The 24,647-nt window shown below is 67.3% G+C and carries 21 protein-coding genes and 1 tRNA gene; 17 read left to right on the forward strand and 5 right to left on the reverse strand.

The window, feature by feature from the left end; translation table 11 throughout:
• Window positions 1–27 precede the first annotated feature (27 nt).
• Both ABIB14_RS11315 and ABIB14_RS11320 read right to left on the reverse strand, forming a co-directional pair.
• Window positions 28–747, reverse strand: coding sequence for a response regulator (locus tag ABIB14_RS11315; protein ID WP_354235976.1), 720 nt, complete (start codon window positions 745–747; stop codon window positions 28–30).
• Window positions 744–2,468: a sensor histidine kinase gene (locus ABIB14_RS11320; RefSeq protein ID WP_354235977.1), complete on the reverse strand. Its 1,725-nt coding sequence runs from the start codon at window positions 2,466–2,468 to the stop codon at window positions 744–746. Before ABIB14_RS11320 ends, ABIB14_RS11315 begins: the two co-directional genes overlap by 4 nt.
• A gap of 140 nt (window positions 2,469–2,608) precedes the next feature.
• Between ABIB14_RS11320 and ABIB14_RS11325 the strand changes: the two genes are divergently transcribed.
• The 10 genes from ABIB14_RS11325 to ABIB14_RS11370 all read left to right on the forward strand — a co-directional run bounded on the left by ABIB14_RS11325 (window position 2,609) and on the right by ABIB14_RS11370 (window position 12,585).
• Window positions 2,609–3,958 (forward strand): cation:dicarboxylate symporter family transporter, encoded by a 1,350-nt coding sequence (locus ABIB14_RS11325; RefSeq protein ID WP_354235978.1) that lies wholly within the window; start codon window positions 2,609–2,611, stop codon window positions 3,956–3,958.
• A gap of 386 nt (window positions 3,959–4,344) precedes the next feature.
• Window positions 4,345–5,244: a ParA family protein gene (locus ABIB14_RS11330; RefSeq protein WP_354235979.1), complete on the forward strand. Its 900-nt coding sequence runs from the start codon at window positions 4,345–4,347 to the stop codon at window positions 5,242–5,244.
• Between the two features lie 7 nt (window positions 5,245–5,251).
• Window positions 5,252–6,100, forward strand: coding sequence for a segregation and condensation protein A (locus ABIB14_RS11335; protein ID WP_354235980.1), 849 nt, complete (start codon window positions 5,252–5,254; stop codon window positions 6,098–6,100).
• A 113-nt stretch (window positions 6,101–6,213) separates the two neighbouring features.
• A complete protein-coding gene (gene scpB, locus ABIB14_RS11340; RefSeq protein WP_354236042.1) occupies window positions 6,214–6,810 on the forward strand; it encodes an SMC-Scp complex subunit ScpB in 597 nt (198 codons plus the stop codon).
• Window positions 6,811–6,920: 110 nt separating this feature from the next.
• On the forward strand, window positions 6,921–8,204 hold the full coding sequence (locus ABIB14_RS11345; protein WP_354235981.1) for a pseudouridine synthase: 1,284 nt from the start codon (window positions 6,921–6,923) through the stop codon (window positions 8,202–8,204).
• A 3-nt stretch (window positions 8,205–8,207) separates the two neighbouring features.
• On the forward strand, window positions 8,208–9,317 hold the full coding sequence (locus ABIB14_RS11350; RefSeq protein WP_354235982.1) for a prephenate dehydrogenase: 1,110 nt from the start codon (window positions 8,208–8,210) through the stop codon (window positions 9,315–9,317).
• Complete coding sequence (gene cmk / locus ABIB14_RS11355; RefSeq protein ID WP_354235983.1) at window positions 9,317–10,045, forward strand: (d)CMP kinase; 729 nt, start codon at window positions 9,317–9,319, stop codon at window positions 10,043–10,045. The genes ABIB14_RS11350 and cmk overlap by 1 nt, the downstream gene beginning before the upstream one ends.
• Window positions 10,046–10,094: 49 nt before the next feature.
• Window positions 10,095–10,793: a lysophospholipid acyltransferase family protein gene (locus ABIB14_RS11360; protein ID WP_354235984.1), complete on the forward strand. Its 699-nt coding sequence runs from the start codon at window positions 10,095–10,097 to the stop codon at window positions 10,791–10,793.
• Window positions 10,790–12,340 carry a ribosome biogenesis GTPase Der gene (der, locus tag ABIB14_RS11365; RefSeq protein WP_354235985.1) on the forward strand — a complete coding sequence of 517 codons (1,551 nt, stop codon included), beginning with the start codon at window positions 10,790–10,792 and terminating at the stop codon, window positions 12,338–12,340. The genes ABIB14_RS11360 and der overlap by 4 nt, the downstream gene beginning before the upstream one ends.
• A gap of 168 nt (window positions 12,341–12,508) precedes the next feature.
• A tRNA-Pro gene (locus ABIB14_RS11370) sits at window positions 12,509–12,585 on the forward strand.
• A gap of 77 nt (window positions 12,586–12,662) precedes the next feature.
• Here the strand turns inward: ABIB14_RS11370 and ABIB14_RS11375 are convergent.
• Entirely contained in the window at window positions 12,663–13,532 is an 870-nt protein-coding gene (locus tag ABIB14_RS11375) for an Fpg/Nei family DNA glycosylase (RefSeq protein WP_354235986.1), read from the reverse strand.
• Window positions 13,533–13,685: 153 nt separating this feature from the next.
• On the opposite strand from ABIB14_RS11375, the gene gcvH reads away from it, so the two are divergent.
• The 5 genes from gcvH to ABIB14_RS11400 all read left to right on the forward strand — a co-directional run bounded on the left by gcvH (window position 13,686) and on the right by ABIB14_RS11400 (window position 16,763).
• Window positions 13,686–14,072, forward strand: a complete 387-nt coding sequence (gene gcvH, locus ABIB14_RS11380; RefSeq protein ID WP_354235987.1) for a glycine cleavage system protein GcvH — start codon at window positions 13,686–13,688, stop codon at window positions 14,070–14,072.
• 117 nt (window positions 14,073–14,189) lie between these two features.
• Entirely contained in the window at window positions 14,190–14,663 is a 474-nt protein-coding gene (locus tag ABIB14_RS11385; RefSeq protein WP_354235988.1) for an FHA domain-containing protein, read from the forward strand.
• Between the two features lie 23 nt (window positions 14,664–14,686).
• Complete coding sequence (ftsR, locus tag ABIB14_RS11390) at window positions 14,687–15,403, forward strand: transcriptional regulator FtsR (protein WP_354235989.1); 717 nt, start codon at window positions 14,687–14,689, stop codon at window positions 15,401–15,403.
• Window positions 15,403–15,906, forward strand: a complete 504-nt coding sequence (locus tag ABIB14_RS11395) for a bifunctional nuclease family protein (RefSeq protein WP_354235990.1) — start codon at window positions 15,403–15,405, stop codon at window positions 15,904–15,906. Before ftsR ends, ABIB14_RS11395 begins: the two co-directional genes overlap by 1 nt.
• A gap of 260 nt (window positions 15,907–16,166) precedes the next feature.
• Window positions 16,167–16,763 carry a MerR family transcriptional regulator gene (locus tag ABIB14_RS11400; RefSeq protein ID WP_354235991.1) on the forward strand — a complete coding sequence of 199 codons (597 nt, stop codon included), beginning with the start codon at window positions 16,167–16,169 and terminating at the stop codon, window positions 16,761–16,763.
• Window positions 16,764–16,854: 91 nt separating this feature from the next.
• Here ABIB14_RS11400 and ABIB14_RS11405 read toward each other — a convergent pair whose 3' ends face one another.
• Window positions 16,855–17,724 (reverse strand): ParA family protein, encoded by an 870-nt coding sequence (locus ABIB14_RS11405; RefSeq protein ID WP_354235992.1) that lies wholly within the window; start codon window positions 17,722–17,724, stop codon window positions 16,855–16,857.
• 314 nt (window positions 17,725–18,038) lie between these two features.
• On the opposite strand from ABIB14_RS11405, the gene ABIB14_RS11410 reads away from it, so the two are divergent.
• The gene (locus ABIB14_RS11410; protein WP_354235993.1) at window positions 18,039–21,434 is read left to right on the forward strand and encodes a pyruvate carboxylase; all 3,396 of its coding nucleotides are present in this window, start codon (window positions 18,039–18,041) and stop codon (window positions 21,432–21,434) included.
• Between the two features lie 93 nt (window positions 21,435–21,527).
• Here the strand turns inward: ABIB14_RS11410 and ABIB14_RS11415 are convergent, their stop codons facing one another.
• Window positions 21,528–23,348 (reverse strand): AMP-dependent synthetase/ligase, encoded by a 1,821-nt coding sequence (locus ABIB14_RS11415; protein ID WP_354235994.1) that lies wholly within the window; start codon window positions 23,346–23,348, stop codon window positions 21,528–21,530.
• A gap of 184 nt (window positions 23,349–23,532) precedes the next feature.
• On the opposite strand from ABIB14_RS11415, the gene ABIB14_RS11420 reads away from it, so the two are divergent.
• Window positions 23,533–24,621 (forward strand): ROK family glucokinase, encoded by a 1,089-nt coding sequence (locus ABIB14_RS11420; RefSeq protein WP_354235995.1) that lies wholly within the window; start codon window positions 23,533–23,535, stop codon window positions 24,619–24,621.
• Window positions 24,622–24,647 lie beyond the last annotated feature (26 nt).

The following is a 24,647-nucleotide window of genomic DNA, read 5'->3' on the forward strand; positions in this document are numbered from 1 at the left end:
GAGTCCGGAGGCCGGGAACCGGTCGGGCTAGGACCCCGGGCGGCTCCAGCGGTATTCCTTTTCGGGCCGGCCCGGGGCGCCGTAGCGCGCTGTGAGGGACACCAGGCCGGCGTCGGCGAGGTACTCGAGGTAGCGGCGGGCCGTCACCCGGGACATCCCCAGCGCTTGCATCACCTCGCTGGCCGAGACCGCCCCGGACTGGAGCTTCACGAAGGTCTGCACGGAGTCCAGGGTGGGACCGGAGAGGCCCTTGGGCAGCGGCAGTTCCGAGGGCGCTCGCAGGCTCGCGAAAGCCTGATCCACATCGCTCTGCGACGCGCCCGTCCCGGGATCGCCCGGCCCGGGGGAGGCCAGCTGTTCCCGGAACAGCCGGTAGCTGCCCAGTTTGTCTGCGAACGTGGCGTAAGTGAAGGGCTTGATCAGGTACTGCACGACGCCGGTTGCCACGGCGCTGCGGACGATGTTCAGCTCGCGCACCGCTGTGATCGCGATGATATCCGCGAAGTGGCCGGCCGCGCGCATCCGGCGGGCGATGTCCAGTCCGTGCAGGTCCGGCAGGTTCATATCGAGGAGGACCAGGTCCACGGGCTGGCCGCCGGCCGACAGTTCCGCCATCAGGCGCAGGCCCGACTGACCGTCGGGGGCGGTGCCCGCCAGGGTGAAGCCGTCCAGCCGGCCGATGTAGGCTGCATGTGCCGCCGCCGCGATCGGCTCGTCCTCGACGACGAGTACACGGATATCGGTCATGGCTGTTCCTCTGCTGTCCCTATGGTCTCCACCCCCGCCGCCGCCCCCGCGGCCGCTGGGGCTCCCGCGGAGGCGACGGGCACCGTCGGCAGGGTGACCCGGAACAGTGCCCCGGCCGGGCTGGTGATAGTCATGGTACCGCCCAGGCGTTGCACCGCCTGCCGGACCAGCGCCAGGCCCAGCCCGCGCCCGAAAGGGCCCGCCGCCTTGGTGCTGAAACCATGCCGGAAGACGTCCTCCACCGCGTCCGGATCGATTCCAGGCCCGCTGTCCTCCACCGAGATCTCCACGGCGCCGCCCTGCGCCGCGACGGACAGCTCCACCAGCCGCGGCGGCGGCGCGTCTGCGGCTGCATCGATCGCGTTATCGAGCAGGTTGCCCAGGATGGCCACGAGGTCCTGGACAGCCAGTCCGGCCACGGCCGTGGAGCCGTCCGTCGACAGGCTGAGTTCGACGCCGCGTTCGTGTGCCTGGGCTGCCTTGCCCATGACCAGTGCCCCCAGTACCGGCTCCTCGATGGAGCCGAGCAGATCATCGGTCAGTCGCTGGCTGAGCTCCAGGTCCTTGGTGGCGAAGTCCAGCGCCTCGGCGCCGCGGCCCAGCTCCATCAGGGAGACGATCGTATGGAGCCGGTTGGCGTGCTCGTGGGTCTGGGCGCGGAGCGCATCGGAGAGCGTACGCATGGTTTCAAGCTCGCTGCCGAGTGACTCAATCTCGGTGCGGTCCCGGATGGTGGCCACGGTGCCGAAGACCGCGGCGCGCTGACGTCCGGGGGACCGCGGCGCCACCGCAGGGGTGCTGGGGCCCACCGCGGGACCCTGGTTCACGACCAGCACCCGCGGCCCGGTCAGGTGGATTTCGTCCTGCGCGGCCCGGCCGGATTCGAAAAGCGTCCGGAGGCTCGGCGCCAGCGGCAGCTCGGCCAGCGACGGCGCCTCCCCGCTCCGGGCGCCGGGCGCACCGCCGTCGACCGGGCGTGGCGGGACTCCCAGAAGCTCGGCGGCCTGGTCGTTGTACATCACCACCCTGCCCTTGTTGTCAATGAGGATCACGCCCTCCCGGACAGAGTGGAGTACGGATTCGTAGTAGGCGAAGAGTTGCGCCAGCTGCTCCGGGCCCCAGCCCCGCGTGACCCGGCGCAGGTAGCGGCCCAGCAGCCAGGACGCCACCGAACCGCTCGCCAGCAGCGCCAATCCGATGGTCAGCAGCGCCGGCAGCCTGCCGGAGACGGCCACGTCCACGGTCCGCACCGTGACGCCCGCCGCAACCAGCGCCTTCACGGTTCCGCTTCGGTCCGTGACGGGAGCGATGGTGCGCACCGACGGTCCCAGCGTGCCCGCAGTGATTTCGGTGAAGACCTGCCCCTTCAACGCGGACTCGATCGAACCTATGTAGGGCTTTCCCAGTTCTTCGTCGTTGGGGTGGGTCCACCGGGTCCGGTCTGGCGCCATGATCGTGATGAAGTCCGCCCGGGCGTCGCGCGTCACCTGCAGGGCGTAGGGCTGGAGCAGGGCTGACGGGTCCGGGGCGGCCGCCGCCTGCAGGACAAGAGGGTTGTCGGCTACGGACGTGGCGATGCCGGCCATCCGCCGGCCCGCCTCGTCATAGGCGTGGTCCCGGGCATCAACGAATGTGGCAGTGCCGACTGTGGCGGTCAACGCGAGCACGAACAGCAAATGAGCCACGAACAGCCTGCGGGCAATGCTCCACTTGTGTCTCATCCAAACCTTCCATGTCCAATATGAACGCAACGGTGGCCCAAGTCACGCGATCACGAATGATGGAGATCACACCAGGCCGCCGTCGTCAGCTCAGAGCAAGAGCTCCGGCGTCATCCAGATTATCCACAAGGAGACACATCATGACTTCTCAGCGAGGAGAGTCAGCCGCGCCTGTCAAGGCCGCGCGCAAAGGGCTCGACAAAACGCATTACCTGTATATCGCCGTCATTGCCGCAGTGATCCTCGGTGCTGTCGTCGGTCTGCTGTTCCCCGACATCGCCAAGAGCCTCAAGCCTCTCGGTGACGGCTTCATCAAACTCATCAAGATGATGATCGGGCCGGTCATCTTCTGCACCATCGTGCTCGGCATCGGTTCCATCGCCAAAGCCGCCACCGTCGGCAAAGTGGGCGGCCTGGCACTCGGCTACTTCCTGGTCATGTCCACCTTCGCCCTGGCCATCGGCCTGGCGGTCGGCAACCTCATCCACCCGGGCGAGGGCCTGCACCTGACGCCGTACGACCCCAACAAGAAGGCCGCGACGGACAGCACCGTCGACTTCCTGCTCGGCATCATCCCGGGCGACATTCCGGTGCTGCCGACGCTCCTCGCCGCGATCCTGGTCGGCTTTGCCCTCCAGAAGATGGGCCACCAGGGTGCTCCGATCCTGAAGGCCATCGGCTACGGCCAGGCCCTGGTTTTCCGGGTTCTGATCATGATCATGTGGCTGGCGCCCGTGGGTGCCTTCGGTGCGATCGCCGCCGTCGTGGGCGCCACCGGCATCCAGGCGATTGTGAGCATGTTTACCCTGATGATCGCTTTCTATATCACCTGCGCACTGTTCATCGTTGTGATTCTTGGCGGCATCCTCCAGGTGGTTTCGGGGGTCAGTATCTTCAAGCTGATGAAGTACTTGGCCCGGGAATACCTGCTGATCTTCTCCACGTCCTCTTCCGAGGCTGCCCTGCCGCGCCTGATTGCCAAGCTGGAACACCTCGGTGTTTCCAGGCCCGTAGTCGGCGTCACCGTGCCCACCGGTTACTCGTTCAACCTTGACGGAACCGCCATCTACCTCACCATGGCGTCTCTGTTCGTCGCGAACGCCATGGGCACCCCGATGGACCTTGGCGCCCAGATTTCCCTGCTGGTCTTCATGATCATCGCCTCCAAGGGTGCCGCCGGTGTCACCGGTGCCGGCCTGGCCACACTCGCCGCCGGTCTCCAGGCGCACGCGCCGCAACTGCTGGGCGGTGTCGGCATGATCGTCGGCATCGACCGCTTCATGTCCGAGGCCCGGGCGCTGACCAACTTCACTGGCAACGCCGTGGCGACCGTCGTGATCGGAACGTGGGTCAAGGAAATCGACGGCGAACAGGTTAACCGGGTGCTCTCCGGCGCAGATCCCTTCGACGAACTGACCATGAACCCGGGCCACACGGCCGGCCTGGATGCCGCTGCGCAGCCCCCGCAGCCGGCGCCTGCCAACGCCTGACCGGATGCCGGTCCGGCCTGACTTCCCTTCTGCAGTCCTGCCGGGACACCCCGGTGGAACCGCCCGGACGCAGCACCGCGTCCGGGCGGTTTTGCTTGGCCTGACATCAGCTCCCGACTTCAACCCTCTACCTCAACTAGAGGGTCAAGGCGCGCGGAACCGCGCTTGTCAAGGTCCGGGAAATACCGTGTCGGGGGCTGTAACCTTGGGAGGAATAACGTAACGATCCGCGCCGGGCGGCCGCCCCTGCGAAATTTGCAGAAATCTGTAGAAATCTGCAGAAATTCGCAGGAGTTTGTAAAAAATGGCCAGCAGCAAGAGTGCGCAGGAGCAAACCGGCCGGGTCGGGCACGAAAGTCACCGTCATCGAAAGTGTGGATAGATACGTGAGCAGCGAACAGGGTTCAGCCACTTTGGAAGGCACCGAACTCGACCTGGAAGACGCCGTCATGGGCCCCACCGGGCGACCCCAACGCGACTTCCCGGAGCCGGCACCGCTGTCCTCCCACGGCCCGGCGCGGGTCATCGCCATGGTCAACCAAAAGGGCGGTGTGGGTAAGACCACGTCCACCATCAATCTGGCCGCGGCCCTGGCCGAATACGGCCGGCGTGTGCTGCTGGTGGACTTTGATCCGCAGGGCGCCCTCTCTGCGGGGTTCGGAACGAACCCGCACGAACTGGACCTCACGGTCTATAATGTCCTGATGGACCGCAAGGTTGATATCCGCGACGCCATCCAGAAGACCGGGGTCGAGAACGTGGATCTACTGCCGGCAAACATCGACCTCTCTGCCGCGGAAGTCCAGTTGGTGAACGAGGTGGCCCGGGAACAGGTGCTGGACAGGGCACTGAAGAAGGTCGAGGACGACTACGACGTGGTCCTGATCGACTGCCAGCCCTCGCTCGGGCTGCTCACCGTCAACGCGCTGACCGCGGCGCACGGCGTCATCATCCCGCTGATCTGTGAATTCTTCGCCTTGCGCGCAGTGGCGCTGCTGGTCGAGACGATCGACAAGGTGCAGGACCGGCTGAATCCGGGACTGCAGGTCGACGGTGTGCTCGCCACCATGTATGACGCCCGCACCCTGCACGGCCGTGAAGTCATCGCCCGGCTCGTGGAAGCCTTCGGCGACACGGTCTTCGAGACAGTCATCAAGCGCTCCATCAAGTTCGCCGACGCATCCGTCGCTGCCGAACCGATCACCAGCTACGCCGCCAACCACGCCGGCGCCGACGCCTACCGCCGCTTGGCGAAAGAGCTGATTTCCCGCGGCGGCGCACCCTAGGCAGGCCGTGGCGGCGACAGGCACCCCGACGGCGGAGCTGGCGCCGTCGGGAAAGAAGCCCGGCTTCGAGGTCCGGCTGGCCAACTTCACCGGCCCGTTCGACCTGCTGCTGGGCCTGATCTCAAAGCACCAGCTGGACATCACCGAGGTGGCGCTGGCTACTGTCACCGATGAGTTCATCAAGTACATCAAGGGGCTGCAGCAGCTGGGAAAGGACTGGGCCCTGGATGAGGCCAGCGAGTTCCTCGTCATCGCCGCCACCTTGCTTGACCTCAAGGCCGCCCGGCTGCTGCCCGCCGGCGAGGTCGAGGACGATGAGGACATCGCACTGCTGGAGGCCCGCGACCTGCTGTTCGCCCGGCTGCTGCAGTACAAGGCCTTCAAGCACGTGGCCGGACTCATCGACGGCACCCTGGAGCTGGAAGGCCGGCGCTACCCGCGGCAGGTCGCGCTGGAAGGCCATTTCGCGGCGCTGCTGCCGGAATTGGTCTGGAAGCACAGCCCGCAGGAGTTCGCGGCGCTGGCCGAAGCCGCGCTGAAACCGAAGGAAGCAGCGCCCACCGAGGTAGGCCTGGCGCACCTGCACGGGACGCCGGTGAGCGTGCGAGAACAGGCCGAAATTATCGGCCTCCGGCTGCGGCTGGGCAAGGCGTTGACGTTCCGTGCACTGATCGCCGACGCCGAATCCACCCTCGTGGTGGTGGCGCGGTTCCTCGCGCTGCTGGAAATGTTCCGGGACAAAGTGGTGACATTCGACCAGTTTCTGCCCCTCGGCGAGCTGTCCGTGCACTGGAGTGCCGAGGCCGCGGACTGGAGCAGTGTAAACCTGAGTGAAGAATATGAGGAGCAGCAGTGACCGACGCACCGGCCCTTACTAAATCCGATGGAGCCACAGCTGAGGCCGCGGAGTCCGGCCCCGACGTGACGGCGCTGCCCGGAGGCGCCCGCGCGGCCCTTGAGGCGGTCCTCATGGTGATCGATGAACCGGCCAGCACCACCGAACTGGCGGCCGGCCTGAACCTGACGGCCCACGTCGTCGACGGCCTGCTCCAGGAACTGCAGCGCGAGTATAACGGCTATAATGGTAAGGCCCCGGATGCGGACAACGCCAGCACTTCTGACAGCAATGCTTCTGATAACACTGCTGGCTTTGGTTCCGCCCCCCGGGGTTTTGAATTGCGGAACATCGCCGGAGGCTGGCGGATCTATTCCCGCGCTGAGTTCGCCGACGTCGTAGGCGGGTTCGTGATGGACGGCCAAACGGCCAGGCTAACGCAGGCGGCGCTCGAAACACTTGCGGTCATCGCTTACCGGCAGCCCGTTTCCAGGGCGCGGGTGTCGGCAATCCGGGGTGTCAACGTTGACTCCGTGGTACGGACGCTGACCCAGCGCGGACTGATCGAGGATGCGGGAAACGATCCCGAGTCAGGGGTCATCCTGTACCGCACGACGTCGTATTTCCTCGAACGAATGGGAATCGGCTCGGTGGCGGAGTTGCCGCAGCTTTCACCCCATCTTCCGGGGCTTGAGGGCATTGCAGAGTTTTACGACGCAGGAAGAATGTAGGCAGGAACGACTGCCTGCGCAAGAGTATCCATGAGGGCAGAACCAATTTGCCCGTTGATGGGTGTTGTCGGGAGACAGCGCCCGTCGGCCAATACAACGAAGGACGGGTCATGACACAGGCGGGACGCCAGGGTTCACCACGTAACAGTTCGGGACGTAACAGTGCCGGACAAAACTCAGCGCAAGGCTCAGGCCGCGGCGCACAGGCGGGCGCAGGCCGCAGCGGCGGCGCCGGATTCAAGGGCGGCGGAGGCCGACCCTTCAAGCACCCCAAACCGCGCGAAGAGGCTTTTATCGATCCGGACCTGCAGGGTCCCGACGGCGCACCATCGGCCGCCCGTCCGGCTTCCGGGGACTGGAAGTCCAAGCCGCCATCCGGCAACGCACAGTCCGGCAACGCACAGTCCGGCAACGCACAGTCCGGCAACGCACAGTCCGGCAAGGAAGCAGCCCGTAAGGCTGCCACCCGAAAGCCCGGCTTCGGCAAGGCCCCCGGCACCCCCGGCGCGCTCAAGCCCAAGGCCCGCATCGGCGCCGGGGCGGCCAAAGCCACCGGCTCCCGCGCTTTCGGCGGAGAACGCTTCGGCCAGAGCCTCGGCCCGGTCCGGAAGCCGGCCCGCAAGCGCGGCCCGCGCGCCGAGGTACCCCAGTCCGAGCTGCACGACGCCGACGGAGTCCGGCTGCAGAAGGTCATGGCTTCCGCCGGCGTCGCCTCCCGTCGAGTGTGCGAGGAAATGATCGCCGAAGGACGCGTCGAGGTGGACGGCCAGGTCGTCACGGAGCTCGGCGTCCGCGTCGACCCCGAGACCGCAGTGATCCATGTGGACGGCCTGCGCATCCAGCTGGACGAGAACATGGTCTACATGGTGTTCAACAAGCCCAAGGGCGTCGTCTCCACGATGGAGGACCCGGACGGCCGCCCGTGCATCAGCGACTTCGTCCGCAATCATCACGGCGAGCGCCTCTTCCACGTCGGCCGGCTCGACGTCGCCACCGAGGGGCTGCTGCTGCTGACCAACGACGGCGAGCTCGCCAACCGCCTGACGCACCCGTCCTATGAGGTTCCCAAGACCTACCTGGTCCAGGTCCGCGGGCCGTTCCCGCAGGGCGTCGGCGCCCAGCTCAAGGGGGGCATCGAACTCGAAGACGGCATGGCCTCAGTGGATTCCTTCAAGCTCGTCGATTCGACCCCGGGCCACGTGCTGATCGAAGTCGTGCTGCACTCAGGCAAGAACCGGATTGTGCGGCGGCTCTTCGACGCCGTCGGCTTCCCGGTGCTGCGCCTGGTCCGCGTCAAGGTCGGCCCCATCGGCCTGGGCGACCAGCGCCAGGGCAGCATCCGCAACCTCGGCAAGCAGGAAGTCGGCCACCTGCTGGCATCCGTGGGGCTGTAAGGCATGTCCGCTTTTCGCACCCACGGCCGCGGCCACCTCAACGGGCCGGTGGTGGTCGTGGGGACCGGGCTGCTGGGGACCAGCATCGGGCTGGGCCTTCGCGGCCGCGGCGTCGCCGTCTTCCTGACCGACCCCTCGCCCACGAACCAGGCCGTCGCCGTAGACATTGGCGCCGGCCTGCCGTTGGCGTGCCTTGGCGGCGAAGCGCCGGAACTCGTCGTGGTCGCCGCGCCGCCGGACGTGACGGCCGACGTCGTCGCCGGCGCTCTCGCGGACTACCCGCAGGCCGTCGTCGTCGACATCGCCAGCGTCAAGGCCGGCATTCAGGCGGAGCTCCGCGCCCGCGGCGCCGACCTGGGCCGCTACGTCGGCACCCACCCGATGGCAGGCAGGGAAAAGTCCGGCCCGGTCGCCGCCCGCGGCGAACTGTTCACCTCGATGCCGTGGGTGCTTTGCCCCTCGGCCGAGACCAGGCCCGAGGCCCTGCAGGCCGCGCGCGCGCTGGCCGTGGACCTGGGCGCCATCGTCTCCGAATTCGGTGCCGAAGAACACGACGAGGCCGTGGCGCTGGTCTCGCACCTGCCCCAGGTCATGTCCTCCCTGGTGGCGAGCAGGCTGCAGGGAACGCCGCTGCACGCCCTCTCGCTGGCCGGAAACGGGCTCCGGGACGTGACCAGGATCGCCGCTAGCGATCCCACCCTCTGGGTGCAGATCCTCGGCGCCAACGCGGGCAAGGTCGTGGAGATCCTGCACGGCGTCCGCGGGGACCTCAACCGGCTGATCGGAACACTCGAGGATCCGACAGCGCCCGGCGCCAGGCTGGACCTCGCCCAGCTGGTCAGCGAGGGCAACGCCGGACAGGCCAGGATCCCGGGCAAGCACGGCGGACCGCCGCAGGCTTACTCCTGGCTGACCGTCCTGGTGGATGACACGCCCGGACAGATCGCCCGGCTCCTTACCGAGATCGGCGAGATCGGCGTTAACCTCGAGGACCTCCGGCTGGACCACTCCTCGGGGCAGAATGTCGGCATGGTGGAAATCTCCGTGCTGCCCAACAAGCACGAGCTGCTCATCGAAGCCCTCAACGACCGTGGATGGCGGGTACTCCAGTAATGGCCCAGGAACTTATGGAAACTGTGGACGTCGTCCGCCCCGCCAAGAGCCTCGTCGTGGCGATCGACGGCCCCTCCGGCTCCGGTAAATCCAGCGTGAGCAAGGAGGTGGCGCGCCGGCTCGGGCTGGCGTACCTCGACACCGGCGCCATGTACCGGGCCCTCACCTGGTTTTGCCTGGACAGCGGCACGGACCTGGCGGACGGCGAAGCCGTCGAAGCCGCCTCGGAGGGCCTCCTGCTCGAAATCAGCACCAGCCCGCAGGAAGAGTACGTCCGCGTGGCCGGGGTCGACATCACCCGAGCCATCCGCGAACCGCACATCTCCGCGGCGGTCAGCGCCGTCGCCACCACGCTCGGTGCACGCACCGAGCTGATCCGCCGGCAGCGCGAGCTGATCGAAAAGCATCACCGGCGGATGGTGGTGGAGGGCCGGGACATCACCACCGTCGTCGCGCCGCACGCCGAGGTCCGCATGCTGCTCACCGCCAGCGAGGAAGCCCGGCTTCGCCGCCGCGGCATCCAGCTTGGCGGAAGCCAGAACGCCGAACAACTCGCGGCGCAGGTCACGGCGCGGGACGCCAAGGACTCCACCGTGGTGAACTTCACCCAGGCCGCCGACGGCGTGGTGACCCTGGACTCCTCGGACCTGGACTTCGCCCAGACCGTCGAGGCGGCCCTCCGGATCGTGCACACGGTCATCAACCACACGGCCCTCAACCGTGGCTGAGGCCGGAGCCGGCTCACAGCGTCCCGGCCGATGGTTCCTAGACGGGACCATGGCCTGGAGCCGACCGGTCGGCTGGATCCTGGACCATCTGGTGTACCGGACCACCATCAGGGGCCGCTCCAACGTTCCCGCGGCCGGTCCGGTGATTTTTGCCTGCAATCACATCAGTTTCCTGGACGGCCCGGTCATGTTCGGCGCCGCGCCGAGGCCCATGCACATCTTCGTCAAAAAGGAAATGTTCACGGGTGTCCCCGGCCTCATCCTGAAAGCCTCCGGCCAGCTGGCGGTGGACCGCTCGGGGGACCGGGCGGCGCTGCAGCGGGCCAAGCGCGTCCTCGACGCCGGGCGGTGCGTGGGGATCCTTCCCGAGGGCACCCGGGGGAGCGGACAGGCGGCGACGATCAACAACGGCGTGGCCTGGCTCGCGCTGAACTCGGCGGCCACTGTGATCCCGGTGGCCATCCTCGGAACCAGGATCAGCAGCGAACACCTCGACACGGTTCCCCGGCCCGGCCGCAGGCTGCATGTCAGCTTCGGCGGCGCACTCACCGTCAGCCGCAGGCCCGGAGAGACCGGGCGTGCTTCAATGGACAGGGTGGGAACCGAGATCCGCGCAGCTTTGGCGCGGCACGTCCAGGACGCAATTCAATGCAGCGGGCAGCGCCTGCCCGACGCGGATTCCCCGCAAGAACGCCAGACAGCAGTAGCCGGGACGCCGGCAGATCACCACCTAAGGAAAGTGCAATGAGCGATACGACTCAAACCCCCGGCCATTTTGGCGCCGGCGAAGACGAATACACGCCCACCGGCACGGACCAGGTGGCGGAGCATCTCGCTGCCCTGGACGACGAGGAAGCCGAGCTTCGCGCCGCCTCGCTCCGTGCCGGCCTGGACGACTACGAGCTGGATGAGGAAGACGCGGCCCTGCTGAGCGGCCGCTACGAGGACGAGGACTTCGACGGTCCGGTCAAGCTTGACCCGGTCCTGGCCATCATAGGCCGCCCGAACGTCGGTAAGTCCACCCTGGTCAACCGCATCCTGGGCCGCCGCGAGGCAGTCGTGGAGGACACTCCCGGTGTCACCCGCGACCGGGTCATGTACTCGGCGACCTGGAACGGCCGGAACTTCACAGTGGTCGACACCGGCGGCTGGGAGCACGATGCCCGCGGCATCCACGCCCGTGTCGCCGAGCAGGCCGAAATGGCCGTCGAACTCGCAGACGCCGTGCTCTTCGTGGTGGACTCTGCCGTCGGCGCGACCGCCACGGACGAGGGCGTCATGAAGATGCTGCGCAAGTCCAAGAAGCCGGTCATCATGGTGGCCAACAAGGTGGACGACTTCGCGCAGGAGGCCGACTCGGCCGCGCTGTGGGGCCTCGGCTTCGGCGAGCCCTACCCGGTCTCGGCCCTGCACGGCCGCGGCGTCGCCGACCTGCTGGACCACGTCATGGACACGCTCCCGGAGTTCTCCACGATCGAAGGCCTGGAACGCAGCGGCGGCCCCCGCCGGATCGCCCTGATCGGCCGGCCGAACGTCGGCAAATCCTCGCTGCTGAACAAGCTGGCCGGCTCCGAGCGCGTCGTCGTCGACAACACCGCCGGGACCACCCGCGACCCGGTCGATGAGTTCATCGAGCTCGGCGGCCGCACCTGGCGTTTCGTGGACACGGCCGGCATCCGGCGCCGCCAGCACATGGCCCAGGGCGCCGACTTCTACGCCTCGCTCCGCACCCAGAGCGCGCTCGAAAAGGCGGAGGTCGCCGTCGTACTCCTCGCCGTCGACGAGGTGCTCAGCGAGCAGGATGTGCGCATCCTGCAGCTGGCGATCGAGTCCGGCCGCGCGCTGGTGCTCGCGTTCAACAAGTGGGACCTGCTCGACGACGAACGCCGCAGCTACCTGGAACGCGAAATCGAACAGGACCTCGCCCACGTGGCATGGGCGCCGCGCGTGAACATTTCGGCCAAGACCGGCTGGCACAAGGACCGGCTGGTCCCGGCGCTGGACACCGCGCTGGAGAGCTGGGATAAGCGCATCCCCACCGGGCGGCTCAACGCCTTCCTCGGCGAGCTCGTGGCGGCCCACCCGCACCCGGTCCGCGGCGGCAAGCAGCCCCGCATCCTGTTCGGCACCCAGGCGTCGAGCCGGCCGCCGAAGTTCGTGCTGTTCACCACCGGCTTCCTGGATCCCGGCTACCGCCGGTTCATCACCCGCCGGCTCCGCGAAACCTTCGGCTTCGAGGGCACGCCGATCGAGGTCAACATGCGGGTCCGGGAAAAGCGCGGCAAGAAGCGTTAATTCCGGGCGCGCCCCCCAGAGGGAAAAAGTTCCCGTGACAGGGCGGAAGTGTCACGGGCACCCTCCGGAATCGTGTAAGCTTTTGGAGGTGGTTCGGCCGGACTGCTCGGATAAATTCTTTTGGAAATTCAAGAGAACGTCATCACGAGCGGAGAACGGTGGAATCAGCGGGCTGTAGCGCAGCTTGGTAGCGCACTTGACTGGGGGTCAAGGGGTCGCAGGTTCAAATCCTGTCAGCCCGACCAACAGAAAGAACCCCGCCATTCCGGCAACGGAATGGCGGGGTTTTCTGATTCCCGGACACGCTTACTGCGGGACACGCTTACTTCAGGAAACGCGACGTCCGCCGGTCGGCGAGGATTTTGCCCTTCGTTTGGCAGGTCGGACAGTACTGCAGCGCGGTGTCCGCGAAGGACACCTCGTGTACGGTGTCACCGCACACCGGGCAGGCCTCGCCGGCCCGTCCGTGCACCCTCATATGGCTCCGCTTCGCGTCCTTCAGCTCGCCCGGCGGCTTCCCGCGGGCTTCCGCCAGCGCTGCCCCCAGGATCTGGTGGATGGCGTCGTAAAGGCGTTGCACCGCCGGACCGTCCAGCGAGTTCGCGGTGGCGAAAGGCGAAGTCCGGGCCGCATGCAGGATCTCGTCACTGTAGGCGTTCCCGATTCCGGCCATGACGCTCTGGCTGCGCAGCACACCCTTGATCTGTTGGGTACTGGACCGCAGGATAGCGGCCAGGGCATCGACGTCGAACCCGGGGCTGAACGGATCCGGTCCCAGCGCCGCGATGCCGGGAACACCGGACGGATCCCGGACCAGGTAGACTGCCAGGCTTTTCTTCGTGCCGGCCTCGGTCAGGTCCAGGCCGAGCGGACCCGACGAGCTGGAAAACGTCAGCCGTGCAGCGATATGCCCGCTGCCCATTTTCAGCAGTGTCCCGGTGGGGGACTCGGTGAAACGCACCCATCCCGCCCTGGCCAGGTGGAAGACAAAGTGCAGCCCGGCGGCCTCGAGGTCCACGAACTTGCCGTGGCGGCGCACCCCCGTCACGGTCCTGCCCTCCAGTTCGGAGAGCGGCGGATCCGCCGTCTTGAGCACCGCGAAGGAGACGATCTGGACCTTGGCCAGGACGGACCCGCGCAGGCGCGTATCCAAGAAGTCCGCCAGGGCCGCCACTTCCGGTAGCTCAGGCATGGGCAATTGTGTCCTTAACGGGTGTCGGTGCCGCCATGGCCCCATCATGCCAGAGTCCTCTCGCGCCCGGACGGATATGCCTATACTTTCAGCGGCGGCTCGATCGATCGGGCCGCCGTCGACCTTGGTGATTGACCCGACGAAAGGCCCGTCATGAGCAACATTCCCGAAGACCTGTCCTACACCGCCGAACACGAATGGATTTCCGCCCCGAACGCCGACGGTGTCGTGCGCGTGGGGATCACGGATTTTGCCCAGGACGCCCTCGGGGACGTCGTCTACGCCCAGATGCCGGAGGTCGGCACCACCATCAGCGCCAACGACGTTGTTGGGGAAGTCGAATCCACCAAGAGTGTCAGCGACATCTACGCGCCCGTCAGCGGCGAAGTGGTGGCCCGCAACGAGGCGCTGGACTCCGATTCAGCGCTGATCAATTCGGATCCCTACGGTGAGGGGTGGCTGATGGAAATCAAGCTCGCCGAGGCCGATGCCGTGGAGTCGTTGCTCAGTGCGGCCGAGTACGAACAGCAGGTAGGCTAAAGCCTAAGGTTCCCCGGCCGTGCGGCCGTCGGGGACTGACTACCGGATCTGCCAGTCTTTTCCGGACGGCATGCGTTGTTTGCAGGGGGGACACCTGCAACGAATGAGGAGGACTCAATGGTTGGGCACGGACAGAACGACACCGGTGACCACGGCACGGGTGGCGTGAACGCCTCGGAGACCACGTCAATCCACCTCACTCCGGTGCGCGATGAGCCCACTATCGCCCCGCAGGTTTCGGCCGAGGAGCGTTCGTCCGTCGAGTCGCTCCCGGCCGGGTCCGCCCTGCTGGTGGCACACAGCGGACCGAACTCCGGTGCCCGCTTCCTGCTCGACTCCGAGGTGACGACGGCGGGCCGGCACCCGGACGCCGACATCTTCCTCGACGACGTCACGGTCTCGCGCCGTCACGTCGAATTCCGCCGCACGGCGCGCAGCTTCGAAGTCGTGGACACCGGGAGCCTGAACGGAACCTACGTCAACCACGACCGTGTAGACAGCGTAGAGCTGAAGTCGGGTAATGAGGTGCAGATCGGCAAGTTCCGGCTCACCTTCTACCTCAGCCCTGCCCGTACCGCAGGCAACGTCTGATATCGGGGTAGTTGCCGGTGGCCATGGCACAAGCCGAACGGCGCGGACCCCAGGTCCTGAACATCGGGGAGGTCCTGGCTCAACTGAGCGAGGACTTCCCGACTATGACCGCGTCAAAAATCAGATTCCTGGAGGAAAAAGGACTCATCAACCCGCAGCGGACCCCTGCAGGTTACCGGCAGTACTCCGAGGGGGACGTCGAACGGCTCCGCTTCGTACTGGCCCTGCAGCGGGACCAGTACCTACCGCTGAAGGTGATTAAGGACTACCTGGATGCAATCGACCGCGGCGAACGCCCGGACAACCTGCCCCCAGGCGTCACGGTCTCGCCCCGGATCGTCTCCGCGGAACTTGCCTCCGAGCTGAACAACCGGGTCCGCCGGCTCAGCGAAGAACAGCTCCGCGTCGAGTCCGGGGCCAGCGTCCCGCTGCTGGAGTCCCTGCTCAGCTTCGGCCTGATCGGGCACGTCAACGGCAATTTCGACGAACACGCCCTGCAGGTTGCCCGTGCGTGCGTGCAGCTGGAAAGCCACGGCCTGGAACCGCGCCACCTGCGGCCTTTCCAGGCCGCCGCCGACCGCGAATTCGGACTGGTGGAACGGGCAGTGGCCACCCTGATGTCGCGCAAGGACGCCGCCTCGCATGCCCGCGCAGCCGAAGCCGCGCGCGAAATCAGCGAACTCTGCCTGTCCCTGCACCGAGCCCTGGTCCAGGACCGCATCTCGAGGATGGACAGCTGATGATCGAGGTGGAAATCGTAGGTGTCCGGATCGAACTGCCGTCCAACCAGCCGCTTGTCCTCCTCAAGGAGCTGCACGGGCAGCGCCATGTTCCCATCTGGATCGGGACCCCGGAGGCAAGCGCCATTGCCCTGGCCCAGCAGGGTGTCGTCCCGCCGCGGCCCATGACGCATGACCTGCTCGTGGACGTCGTCGAGGCGCTGGGCCACACCATCGTCAGCGTAAACATCGTGGCGGTGGAGGACAACATCTTCTACGGCCAACTCCAGTTCGACGACGGCACCACAGTCAGCTCGAGGGCCTCGGATGCCCTGGCCCTGGCCCTGCGAGCCCAATGCAGGATCTGGTGCGCGGACGCAGTGATGGAGGAGGCCGGCGTGCGGATCACCGAACACGACGACGGCGAAGAAGCCCAGCCCGGGCCCGCCGTCGACGAAGAGGGAGAGCTGCGCCGCTTCCGGGAGTTCCTTGACGACGTCGAACCAGAGGATTTCGCCGGCTGATGCGGCCCAAAGCTTAAACTCGAGGTCGAAACTTTCGACACGCCCGGCAATAGGCCCAACGTCTTTGACCTTGGGCCCCGGCAGGCCTAACGTCAAAGGTACAAGTTCCCATTGCATACAACAGCCGCGCAAGTCACACTGGACAGTGCAGCCGGGTCTGAACTAACGGATGATTTTAATGCCGTCCCAGACCGACGCCGTGCCGAAAAACGCGCTGTTGCTGCAAGTTCCCACGGGAACCCATGACAAGGAGGATCCACGTGAGTCCGAAAGGCGAAGCAGGCGAGCTCAAGCAGGCCTCGACGGCGGGTGTTGCTGTGCCCGCAAGCGGTGCCCAGGGCCTGCTGTTCACCGAAGATCTTCCGGTCTTGGACGAAGACGCAGGCTACCGCGGCCCGACGGCGTGTAAAGCCGCCGGGATCACGTACCGGCAGTTGGACTACTGGGCCCGCACCGGCCTCGTCGAACCCGCCGTGCGCGGCGCCGCCGGCTCCGGTTCCCAGCGTCTCTACGGCTTCCGTGACATCCTCGTCCTCAAGGTCGTCAAACGGCTCCTCGACACCGGCGTCTCGCTCCAACAGATCCGGACCGCCGTCGAACACCTTCGGGAGCGGGGGGTTGAGGACCTTGCCCAGATCACCCTGATGAGCGACGGCGCCAGCGTCTACGAATGCACCTCGGCAGATGAAGTCATTGACCTGGTCCAGGGCGGACAGGGTGTCTTCGGCATTGCCGTCGGGAGGGTGTGGCGCGAAGTCGAGGGAAGCCTCGCTGCCCTTCCAAGCGAACACGCCACGGATCAGTCCTTCCCGGACGACGAGCTCAGCAAGCGCCGGGCGGCCCGCAAGATCGGCTGATCAGGCCTCGAAATTCAACTAAAAACCGCGGGGCCACGTTCTGGCCCCGCGGTTTTTTCTGTCAATCCCCCGGTGCTTGGGCCTGCCCCGGCTAGAGTCGGCTGCGGCTCCGGACCAGTCCCGCGGACTCCGCATCGGCCGGCGCGCCGGTCTGCAGCAGGTTCTCCAGCAGCGCGTCGAACAAGGCGGCGGCATTCTTAGCGGAGTCACCCGGCCATTGGTGGATCGAGTGGGCCGCGCCCTGGATTTGCTGCCAGTTGGCCTGCTCCGGGATGTGCGGGGACATTAGCAGCTCGCCGAACATGGACTGCATCTCGGAGAGCCGGAAGCTGTGTTCAGCAGAACCGGACCGCACACGGTTGGCGACGATGCCGGCCGGTGAGAGGCCCGGCGCGAATTCCTGCCGGAACAGCTGGATAGCGCGCAGGGTGCGCTCGGTGCCCGCCACGGAGAACAGCCCCGGCTCGGCGACCAGGGTGACCTTGTCGCTGGCCGACCAGGCCATCCGGGTCAGCCCGTTGAGCGAGGGCGGGCAATCGATCAGGACCAGGTCGTACTGCCCGGCACCGGCCAGCACCGAGGAAAGCCGGCGCAGGTCGCGGCGGCCGAGGTCTGGCCGGTCGTAGATTCCGGTGTAGGCGGACCCGACGGCCACATCCAGGACGGGGACGGCTGCTCCGATGGGGGAGTCGGCGTGGGGGGAGCCGCCGTTGACGTGCTCCAACCAGCCGCTGGGGACCACGTTATCGGCGAGGCGTGCCCGTCGCGGAACCTTGAGCATCCGTCCGATGTCCAGCTGTTCTCCGGGCCGGACGCCGAGGGCTGTGCTGGCATCCGCGTGCGGGTCAAGATCGACCACGAGGGTGGGGATGCCGGCTGCGAGTGCGGCCGACGCCAGTCCGGTTGTCACGGAGGTCTTGCCGACACCGCCTTTGAGGCTGCTGATGCTGACTACTTGCACTTGAAAAACCAATACCTAACGCCGGTTGCTGGGACGGGGCCATGCCGGCCCGTGCGTTCTTTGGGCCGGGGGCGTGCATGCGCCACCCACCCACTCATCATATGTTGATGCGCCGGCTAAGCCGGTCTCATCCGGCCCGGCGGCCGTCCCCAGATCCGGGAATCACCCCGGACGCTACCGGAACGCCGGCGATCTCCTTAATGCGGCCCAGATGAAGCATAATGCTGTGATGGTCGCCACAAAGATTTGTGTAAGCGCGCACACGTCTTAGAAACTGTGACAACTTACCAACCTCGTAATGATGCAGGAGAAGTATGTTTTCCAAGATTCTGGTGGCTAACCGCGGCGAAATCGCGATCCGTGCCTTCCGCGCCAGCTACGAGCTGGGCGCCAAGACTGTTGCTGTGTTCCCTACCGAAGACCGCAACTCCATCCACCGCCAGAAGGCCGACGAGGCGTATCTGATCGGCGAGGAAGGCCACCCGGTCCGGGCCTACCTTGACGTGGACGAGGTGGTCCGGGTGGCCAAGGAGGCTGGCGCCGATGCGATCTACCCCGGCTACGGCTTCCTTTCGGAAAACCCCAACCTGGCCCGTGCCGCTACTGCGGCCGGCATCACCTTCGTCGGTCCGCCCGCAGAGGTCCTGGAACTGGCCGGCAACAAGGTCGCCGCCCTCGAAGCCGCCCGCAAGGCGGGCGTCCCGGTGCTCCGGTCCAGCCAGCCCTCCAAGGACGTCGAGGTACTCATCGCCGCCGCGGACGAAATCGGGTTCCCCATCTTTGCGAAGGCCGTTGCCGGTGGTGGCGGCCGCGGCATGCGCCGGGTGGAAAACCGGGAGGCTCTGCCCGAGGCCCTGCAGGCCGCGATGCGTGAGGCCGACGCGGCCTTCGGCGATCCCACCATGTTCCTGGAGCAGGCAGTCCTGCGGCCGCGCCACATCGAAGTGCAGATCCTCGCCGACGCCGAGGGCAACGTCATGCACCTCTTCGAGCGTGACTGCTCCATCCAGCGCCGCCACCAGAAGGTCATCGAGATTGCCCCCGCGCCCAACCTGGACGAGGGCATCCGGCAGGCGCTGTACCGCGACGCCGTGAAATTCGCCAAGGCGTTGAACTACGTCAACGCCGGCACCGTGGAGTTCCTCGTCGACACCGTGGGCGAACGGGCAGGCCAGCATGTCTTCATCGAGATGAACCCGCGCATCCAGGTCGAGCACACCGTCACCGAGGAAGTCACCGACGTCGACCTCGTCCAGGCCCAGCTGCGCATCGCCGCCGGCGAGACCCTCGCCGACCTGGGCCTCTCGCAGGAGACGGTCAAGCTCCGGGGCGCCGCGCTGCAGTGCCGTATCACCACCGAGGACCCGGCGAACGGCTTCCGGCCCGACGTCGGCAAGATCACCGGCTACCGTTCGGCCGGCGGTGCCGGCGTCCGGCTCGACGGCGGCACCGTGTACTCGGGCGCCGAAATCAGCCCGCACTTCGACTCGATGCTGGTGAAGCTGACGTGCCGCGGCCGCGATTACCCGACCGCCGTCGCCCGCGCCCGGCGAGCCCTCGCCGAGTTCCGGATCCGGGGCGTGTCCACCAACATCTCTTTCCTGCAGGCCGTGCTGGATGATCCGGACTTCGTCGCCGGCGATGTCGCCACCTCGTTCATCGACGAACGCCCCGGACTGCTCAAGGCCCGCGTCTCTGCGGACCGCGGCACCAAGCTGCTGACTTGGCTCGCCGAGGTCACGGTGAACAAACCCAACGGCGAGCTCACCGTGCACAGCGACCCGGCGGACAAGCTTCCCGAACTGGCGGACGGCGATGCCCCGGCCGGGTCCCGCCAGCGGCTGCTCGAGCTCGGACCTCAGGGCTTTGCGAAGGCCCTCCGCGGCCAGGCGGCTGTCGCCGTCACCGACACCACTTTCCGTGACGCGCACCAGTCGCTGCTGGCGACGCGCGTCCGTACCCGCGACCTCGTAGCGGCCGGGCCCGCCGAGTCCAAGCTGCTGCCGGAACTCCTCTCCGTCGAGGCCTGGGGCGGCGCGACCTACGACGTCGCCCTGCGCTTCCTCGGCGAGGACCCCTGGGACCGCCTGGCCGCGCTGCGCAAGGCGCTGCCGAACATCTGCCTGCAGATGTTGCTCCGCGGCCGGAACACCGTCGGCTACACGCCGTACCCGGAAGAGGTGACGGTGGCCTTCGTCAACGAGGCCGCCGCAACCGGCATCGACATCTTCCGCATCTTCGACGCCCTCAACGATGTCCACCAGATGGCCCCCGCCATCCGCGCCGTGCGTGAAACCGGGACCGCCGTGGCCGAGGTCGCCCTCTGCTACACCGCGGACCTGCTCGATCCGGACGAGAAGCTCTACACCCTCGACTACTACCTGGAGCTGGCGCAGAAGATTGTCGACGCCGGCGCGCACATCCTCGCGATCAAGGACATGGCCGGACTGCTGCGTCCCGCGGCCGCCGCACGCCTCGTGACGGCCCTGCGGGAGAGGTTCGACCTGCCGGTCCACCTGCACACCCACGACACCGCGGGCGGGCAGCTGGCCACCCTGCTGGCGGCCGTGGACGCAGGGGTGGATGCCGTGGACGTAGCGTCGGCGTCGCTGGCCGGTACCACCAGCCAGGTCTCCGCCTCGGCCCTCGTCGCGGCCTTGGCCCACACGCCCCGCGACACCGGCCTGAGCCTGGCCAACGTGTGCGCCCTGGAACCCTACTGGGAGGCCGTACGCCGCGTCTACGCCCCCTTCGAATCGGGTCTGCCCGGTCCCACGGGCCGGGTTTACCAGCATGAGATCCCCGGCGGTCAGCTCTCCAACCTGCGCCAGCAGGCCATGGCCCTCGGCCTCGGCGAACGCTTCGAGGCGATTGAAGACATGTACACCGCGGCGGACCGGATCCTGGGCCGGCTCGTGAAGGTCACGCCGTCGTCCAAGGTGGTCGGCGACCTCGCCCTGCACCTGGTGGGCCTGAACGCCGATCCGGCCGACTTCAACGAGAACCCGCAGAAGTACGACATCCCGGACTCCGTAATCGGCTTCCTCTCCGGCGAACTGGGCGACCCGCCCGGCGGCTGGCCCGAGCCGTTCCGGACCAAGGCCCTGCAGGGCCGTAGTGTCAAGGTCCGCGACGCCGAACTCAGCGCGGAGGACAGCGCGGCCCTCAAGGGTGACTCGATGACGGTGCAGCAGACCCTTAACCGGCTGCTCTTCGCCGGGCCCACCAAGGACTACCAAAAGAGCGTCGAGACCTACGGCAACCTCTCCGTGCTGGACACCCGCGACTACCTCTTCGGACTGCAGCGCGGCGCGGAACACGAGATCGAGCTGGAGAAGGGCGTCCGCCTGATCGCCTCGCTGGAGGCGGTATCGGAACCGGACGAGAAGGGCATGCGCACCGTAATGTGCACGCTCAACGGCCAGTCCAGGCCGGTGGTGGTCCGTGACCGATCCGTGGTCAGCAACGTCAAGGCCGCCGAGCGGGCCGACGCCGCGCAGCCGGGACAGGTTGCCGCGCCCTTCGCCGGCGCCGTCACCCTGACCGTCAAGTCAGGCGACGCTGTCAAGGCAGGGGACACGGTCGCGACCATCGAGGCGATGAAGATGGAAGCCTCCATCACGACGCCGGTAGCCGGGACTGTGGCCCGGCTCGCCGTTGGCGCCGTCGAACAGGTCCAGGGCGGTGACCTGCTGCTGGTCGTCGAGTAGAAAAAACAACGCGGGGTCAGTTACCGCCCATCTGAGGGTCAAAGACGGGCGGTAACTGACCCCGCATTGCTGTATGGCGGGTGGCGAGGCGTGTCAGGCGTGCGTGGCGCGCTTCGCGGCGTACATCTCCTCGATCACGTCCTCGAAGTCCTTCATTACCTGGCCGCGCTTGACCTTCATGGACGGGGTCAGGTGCCCGGAGGCCTCGGTGAAGTCGGAAGTCACAATCCGGAAGGATTTGATGGCCTCGGCCTGCGAGACGGACTGGTTCGCCTGGTTGATGAGCTCCTGGACCGCCGCATTGACTGTCGAGTTTTCGGTGGCCTCGGCCAGTGTGGTCGACGCCGGGAGCCCGTGGCGCTGCAGCCAGCCGGGGAGGGCCTCCTCATCCAGGGAGACGAGGGCGCCGATAAACGGCCGGTTGTCGCCCACCACAAGGACCTGCGAGACGAGGGCGTCGGCGCGGATCTGGTCCTCCAGCAGCGCCGGCACCACGTTCTTGCCACCGGCCGTGACGATGATTTCCTTCTTCCGGCCGGTGATGGTCAGGAAGCCCTGTTCGTCGAGCTGGCCGATGTCGCCGGTGCGCAGCCACCCGTCCTCGAAGGCCTCGGACGTGAGATCATCGCGGTTGAAGTAGCCCCGCATGACGCAGACGCCCTTGGCGAGGATCTCACCGTCGTCGGCGATCCGCACGGCGTTGCCGGGGATCGGTGCGCCGACGGTGCCGATCTTGATCAGCGACGGCGTATTGACCGTGACCGGAGCCGTGGTTTCCGTCAGGCCGTAGCCCTCGAGGATCTGCAGGCCGATGCCCTGGAAGAAGTGCCCGAGCCGTGCGCCCAGCGGACCGCCCCCGGATACGGCGTGCGCGACCTCGCCGCCCATTGCGGCGCGGAGCTTGCCATAGACCAGCCGGTCGAACAGGGCGTGCTTGAGCCGCAGGCCCAGGCCCACCCTGCCTTCCTGCCTGGCCCGCGAATAGGCGATGGCGGTTTCGGCGGCGCGGTGGAAGATGGCACCCTTGCCGCCGTCCTCGGCCTTGGTCAGGGCGGAGTTGTAAACCTTCTCGAAGACCCTCGGCACCGCGAGGATGAAGGTGGGCCGGTAGCTTTGCAGGTCCGGCAGCAGGTTCTTGATGTCCGGGGTGTGCGCGACGGTCACACCGGCCGCCACCGCGAGGACCGAGATGAAGCGGGCAAAGACGTGCGCCAGCGGGAGGAACATGATGGTCCTGGCCTGCTCGTGGACGGTCTGGCCCAGCGAGGTCGCCAGCACGTTGTCGGACAACTCCACGAAGTTGCCGTGGGTCAGTTCGCAGCCTTTTGGCCGCCCGGTGGTGCCCGAAGTGTAGATGATGGTGGCGAGATCGGTCAGGGAGGCCTGGCTGCGTCGAGCCTCGAGTGCCTCATCGCTGATCCCGGAGCCGGCGGCCCGGACCTCGTCGAGGGCGTCGCCTTCGAGTTGCCAGACGTGCCTCAGCCCGGTCAGGCCCTCGGAGGTCGCCGCCTGCCGGATGATGTCCTCGTGGTGGGCCGTTTCGCCGAAGGCTGCGACGGCGCCCGAGTCGCCGAGGTTCCAGGCCACCTGCGAAGGGGAGGACGTCTCGTAAATCGGAACCGAGACGGCGCCGGCGAACCAGATTGCGAAGTCCACGAGGGTCCATTCGTACCGAGTGCGGGACATGATGCCGACCCGGTCGCCGGCCGCCACACCGCTGGCCATCAGCCCTTTGGCGAGCAGGGACACATCGGCCAGGAAATCGGTGGCCCGGACGTCCTGCCACCGGCCGGCGGTGTCAAGCCGCGAGAATAGGGAAGGGTTGGATGCCTTGGCGGCCTGGCGCAGGACCAGGTCCGTCACGTTCGTTTCCGGCGGGACGGTGACCAGGGGCGGGATACTGATTTCTCGCACGATAGCTCCTTTGATATCCATAGACCCGCAAGTGGGTACGACCAACACTAGTCTGTGGCCCGCAATGGGTGTGCTCCATTCGCTACTGGCGAGTAACTTTATGGTCCGGGCCGCTGATCGTGCCGGTCGGGCCGCGGCAGGGCGGCCCACGACCTATGGTCCGACGGACCATAGAATGGGAGCGATGCACACTCCAACACCCGGCCCGCGGCCCGGCCGGCAGCGCATGACTGCTGCATGGCGGCGAAGCGCTCAAGGCCGTCCCGGCGGGGCAGGGGCCGGCCGCCTGCGCGAGCACCTGCGACTCGGGCGCAAGGGACTGGCGATCGGCGTGGACATTGGCGGCACCAAGGTGGCGGCCGGGGTGGTGGACGCGGAGGGGCGCATCCTCAGCCAAGCCAGGCGGTCAACCCCGGGGAACGACCCCCGCGCCGTAGAACAAGTGATCGTCGAACTCGTGGAGGAACTGGGGCGGGACCACCGGATCCGGTCGGTGGGCATCGGCGCCGCCGGCTGGATGGACCTGGACGGGGCCACCGTGCTCTTCAGCCCGCACCTGGCCTGGCGCAACGAGCCGCTCCGGAACAACCTGCAGCGGATGCTTCGCCGGCCGGTGCTGCTAACCAACGACGCCGACGCCGCCGGCTGGGCGGAGTGGCGGTTCGGGGCGGGACGGGGCGAGAGCCGGCTGGTCTGCATCACCCTGGGCACCGGAATCGGCGGGGCCATGGTGATGGACGGCCGGCTGGAAAGGGGCCGCTTCGGCGTCGCCGGTGAATTCGGCCACCAGATCCTGGTGCCGGGCGGCCACCGCTGTGAGTGCGGCAACCGCGGCTGCTGGGAGCAATACGCCTCCGGCAACGCGCTCGGCCGGGAAGCGCGGGAACTGGCCGACGGCAACTCGCCGGTGGCCCAGGAACTGCTGAGGGTGGTGGACGGCCGCCCCGAACGGATCACGGGGGCGATCGTCACCGAGCTTGCCAAGGCCGGCGATCCCACCTCGCGGGAACTCCTCGAGGACGTCGGGGAGTGGCTCGGCCTGGGGCTGGCGAACCTGGCCGCGGCCCTGGACCCGGGCACCCTCGTCATCGGCGGCGGACTCTGCGACGCCGGCGACCTCCTGCTGGCCCCGGCACGGAAGGCCTTCGCACGGAATCTGACCGGACGCGGTTTCCGCCCGGCGGCGGCGATTGAACTGGCGGCCCTGGGCCCCAACGCGGGGCTGATCGGCGCCGCTGATCTCTCCCGGGTCAGCAGCCGGATGCGCGGCTAGCTGGACCACAGCCGGTTAGGCCATGC

Origin of the sequence: Arthrobacter sp. UYEF3, from assembly GCF_040546245.1 — a bacterium.
Taxonomy (GTDB): Bacteria; Actinomycetota; Actinomycetes; order Actinomycetales; family Micrococcaceae; genus Arthrobacter.

Coding starts and splice junctions, on each gene's coding strand:
- ABIB14_RS11315 (WP_354235976.1), bottom strand. CDS start 747: ATGACCGATATCCGTGTACTCGTCGTCGAGGACGAGCCGATCGCGGCG.
- ABIB14_RS11320 (WP_354235977.1), bottom strand. CDS start 2,468: ATGAGACACAAGTGGAGCATTGCCCGCAGGCTGTTCGTGGCTCATTTG.
- ABIB14_RS11325 (WP_354235978.1), top strand. CDS start 2,609: ATGACTTCTCAGCGAGGAGAGTCAGCCGCGCCTGTCAAGGCCGCGCGC.
- scpB (WP_354236042.1), top strand. CDS start 6,214: ATGGTGATCGATGAACCGGCCAGCACCACCGAACTGGCGGCCGGCCTG.
- ABIB14_RS11345 (WP_354235981.1), top strand. CDS start 6,921: ATGACACAGGCGGGACGCCAGGGTTCACCACGTAACAGTTCGGGACGT.
- ABIB14_RS11350 (WP_354235982.1), top strand. CDS start 8,208: ATGTCCGCTTTTCGCACCCACGGCCGCGGCCACCTCAACGGGCCGGTG.
- cmk (WP_354235983.1), top strand. CDS start 9,317: ATGGCCCAGGAACTTATGGAAACTGTGGACGTCGTCCGCCCCGCCAAG.
- ABIB14_RS11360 (WP_354235984.1), top strand. CDS start 10,095: ATGGCCTGGAGCCGACCGGTCGGCTGGATCCTGGACCATCTGGTGTAC.
- der (WP_354235985.1), top strand. CDS start 10,790: ATGAGCGATACGACTCAAACCCCCGGCCATTTTGGCGCCGGCGAAGAC.
- ABIB14_RS11375 (WP_354235986.1), bottom strand. CDS start 13,532: ATGCCTGAGCTACCGGAAGTGGCGGCCCTGGCGGACTTCTTGGATACG.
- gcvH (WP_354235987.1), top strand. CDS start 13,686: ATGAGCAACATTCCCGAAGACCTGTCCTACACCGCCGAACACGAATGG.
- ABIB14_RS11385 (WP_354235988.1), top strand. CDS start 14,190: ATGGTTGGGCACGGACAGAACGACACCGGTGACCACGGCACGGGTGGC.
- ftsR (WP_354235989.1), top strand. CDS start 14,687: ATGGCACAAGCCGAACGGCGCGGACCCCAGGTCCTGAACATCGGGGAG.
- ABIB14_RS11395 (WP_354235990.1), top strand. CDS start 15,403: ATGATCGAGGTGGAAATCGTAGGTGTCCGGATCGAACTGCCGTCCAAC.
- ABIB14_RS11410 (WP_354235993.1), top strand. CDS start 18,039: ATGTTTTCCAAGATTCTGGTGGCTAACCGCGGCGAAATCGCGATCCGT.
- ABIB14_RS11420 (WP_354235995.1), top strand. CDS start 23,533: ATGCACACTCCAACACCCGGCCCGCGGCCCGGCCGGCAGCGCATGACT.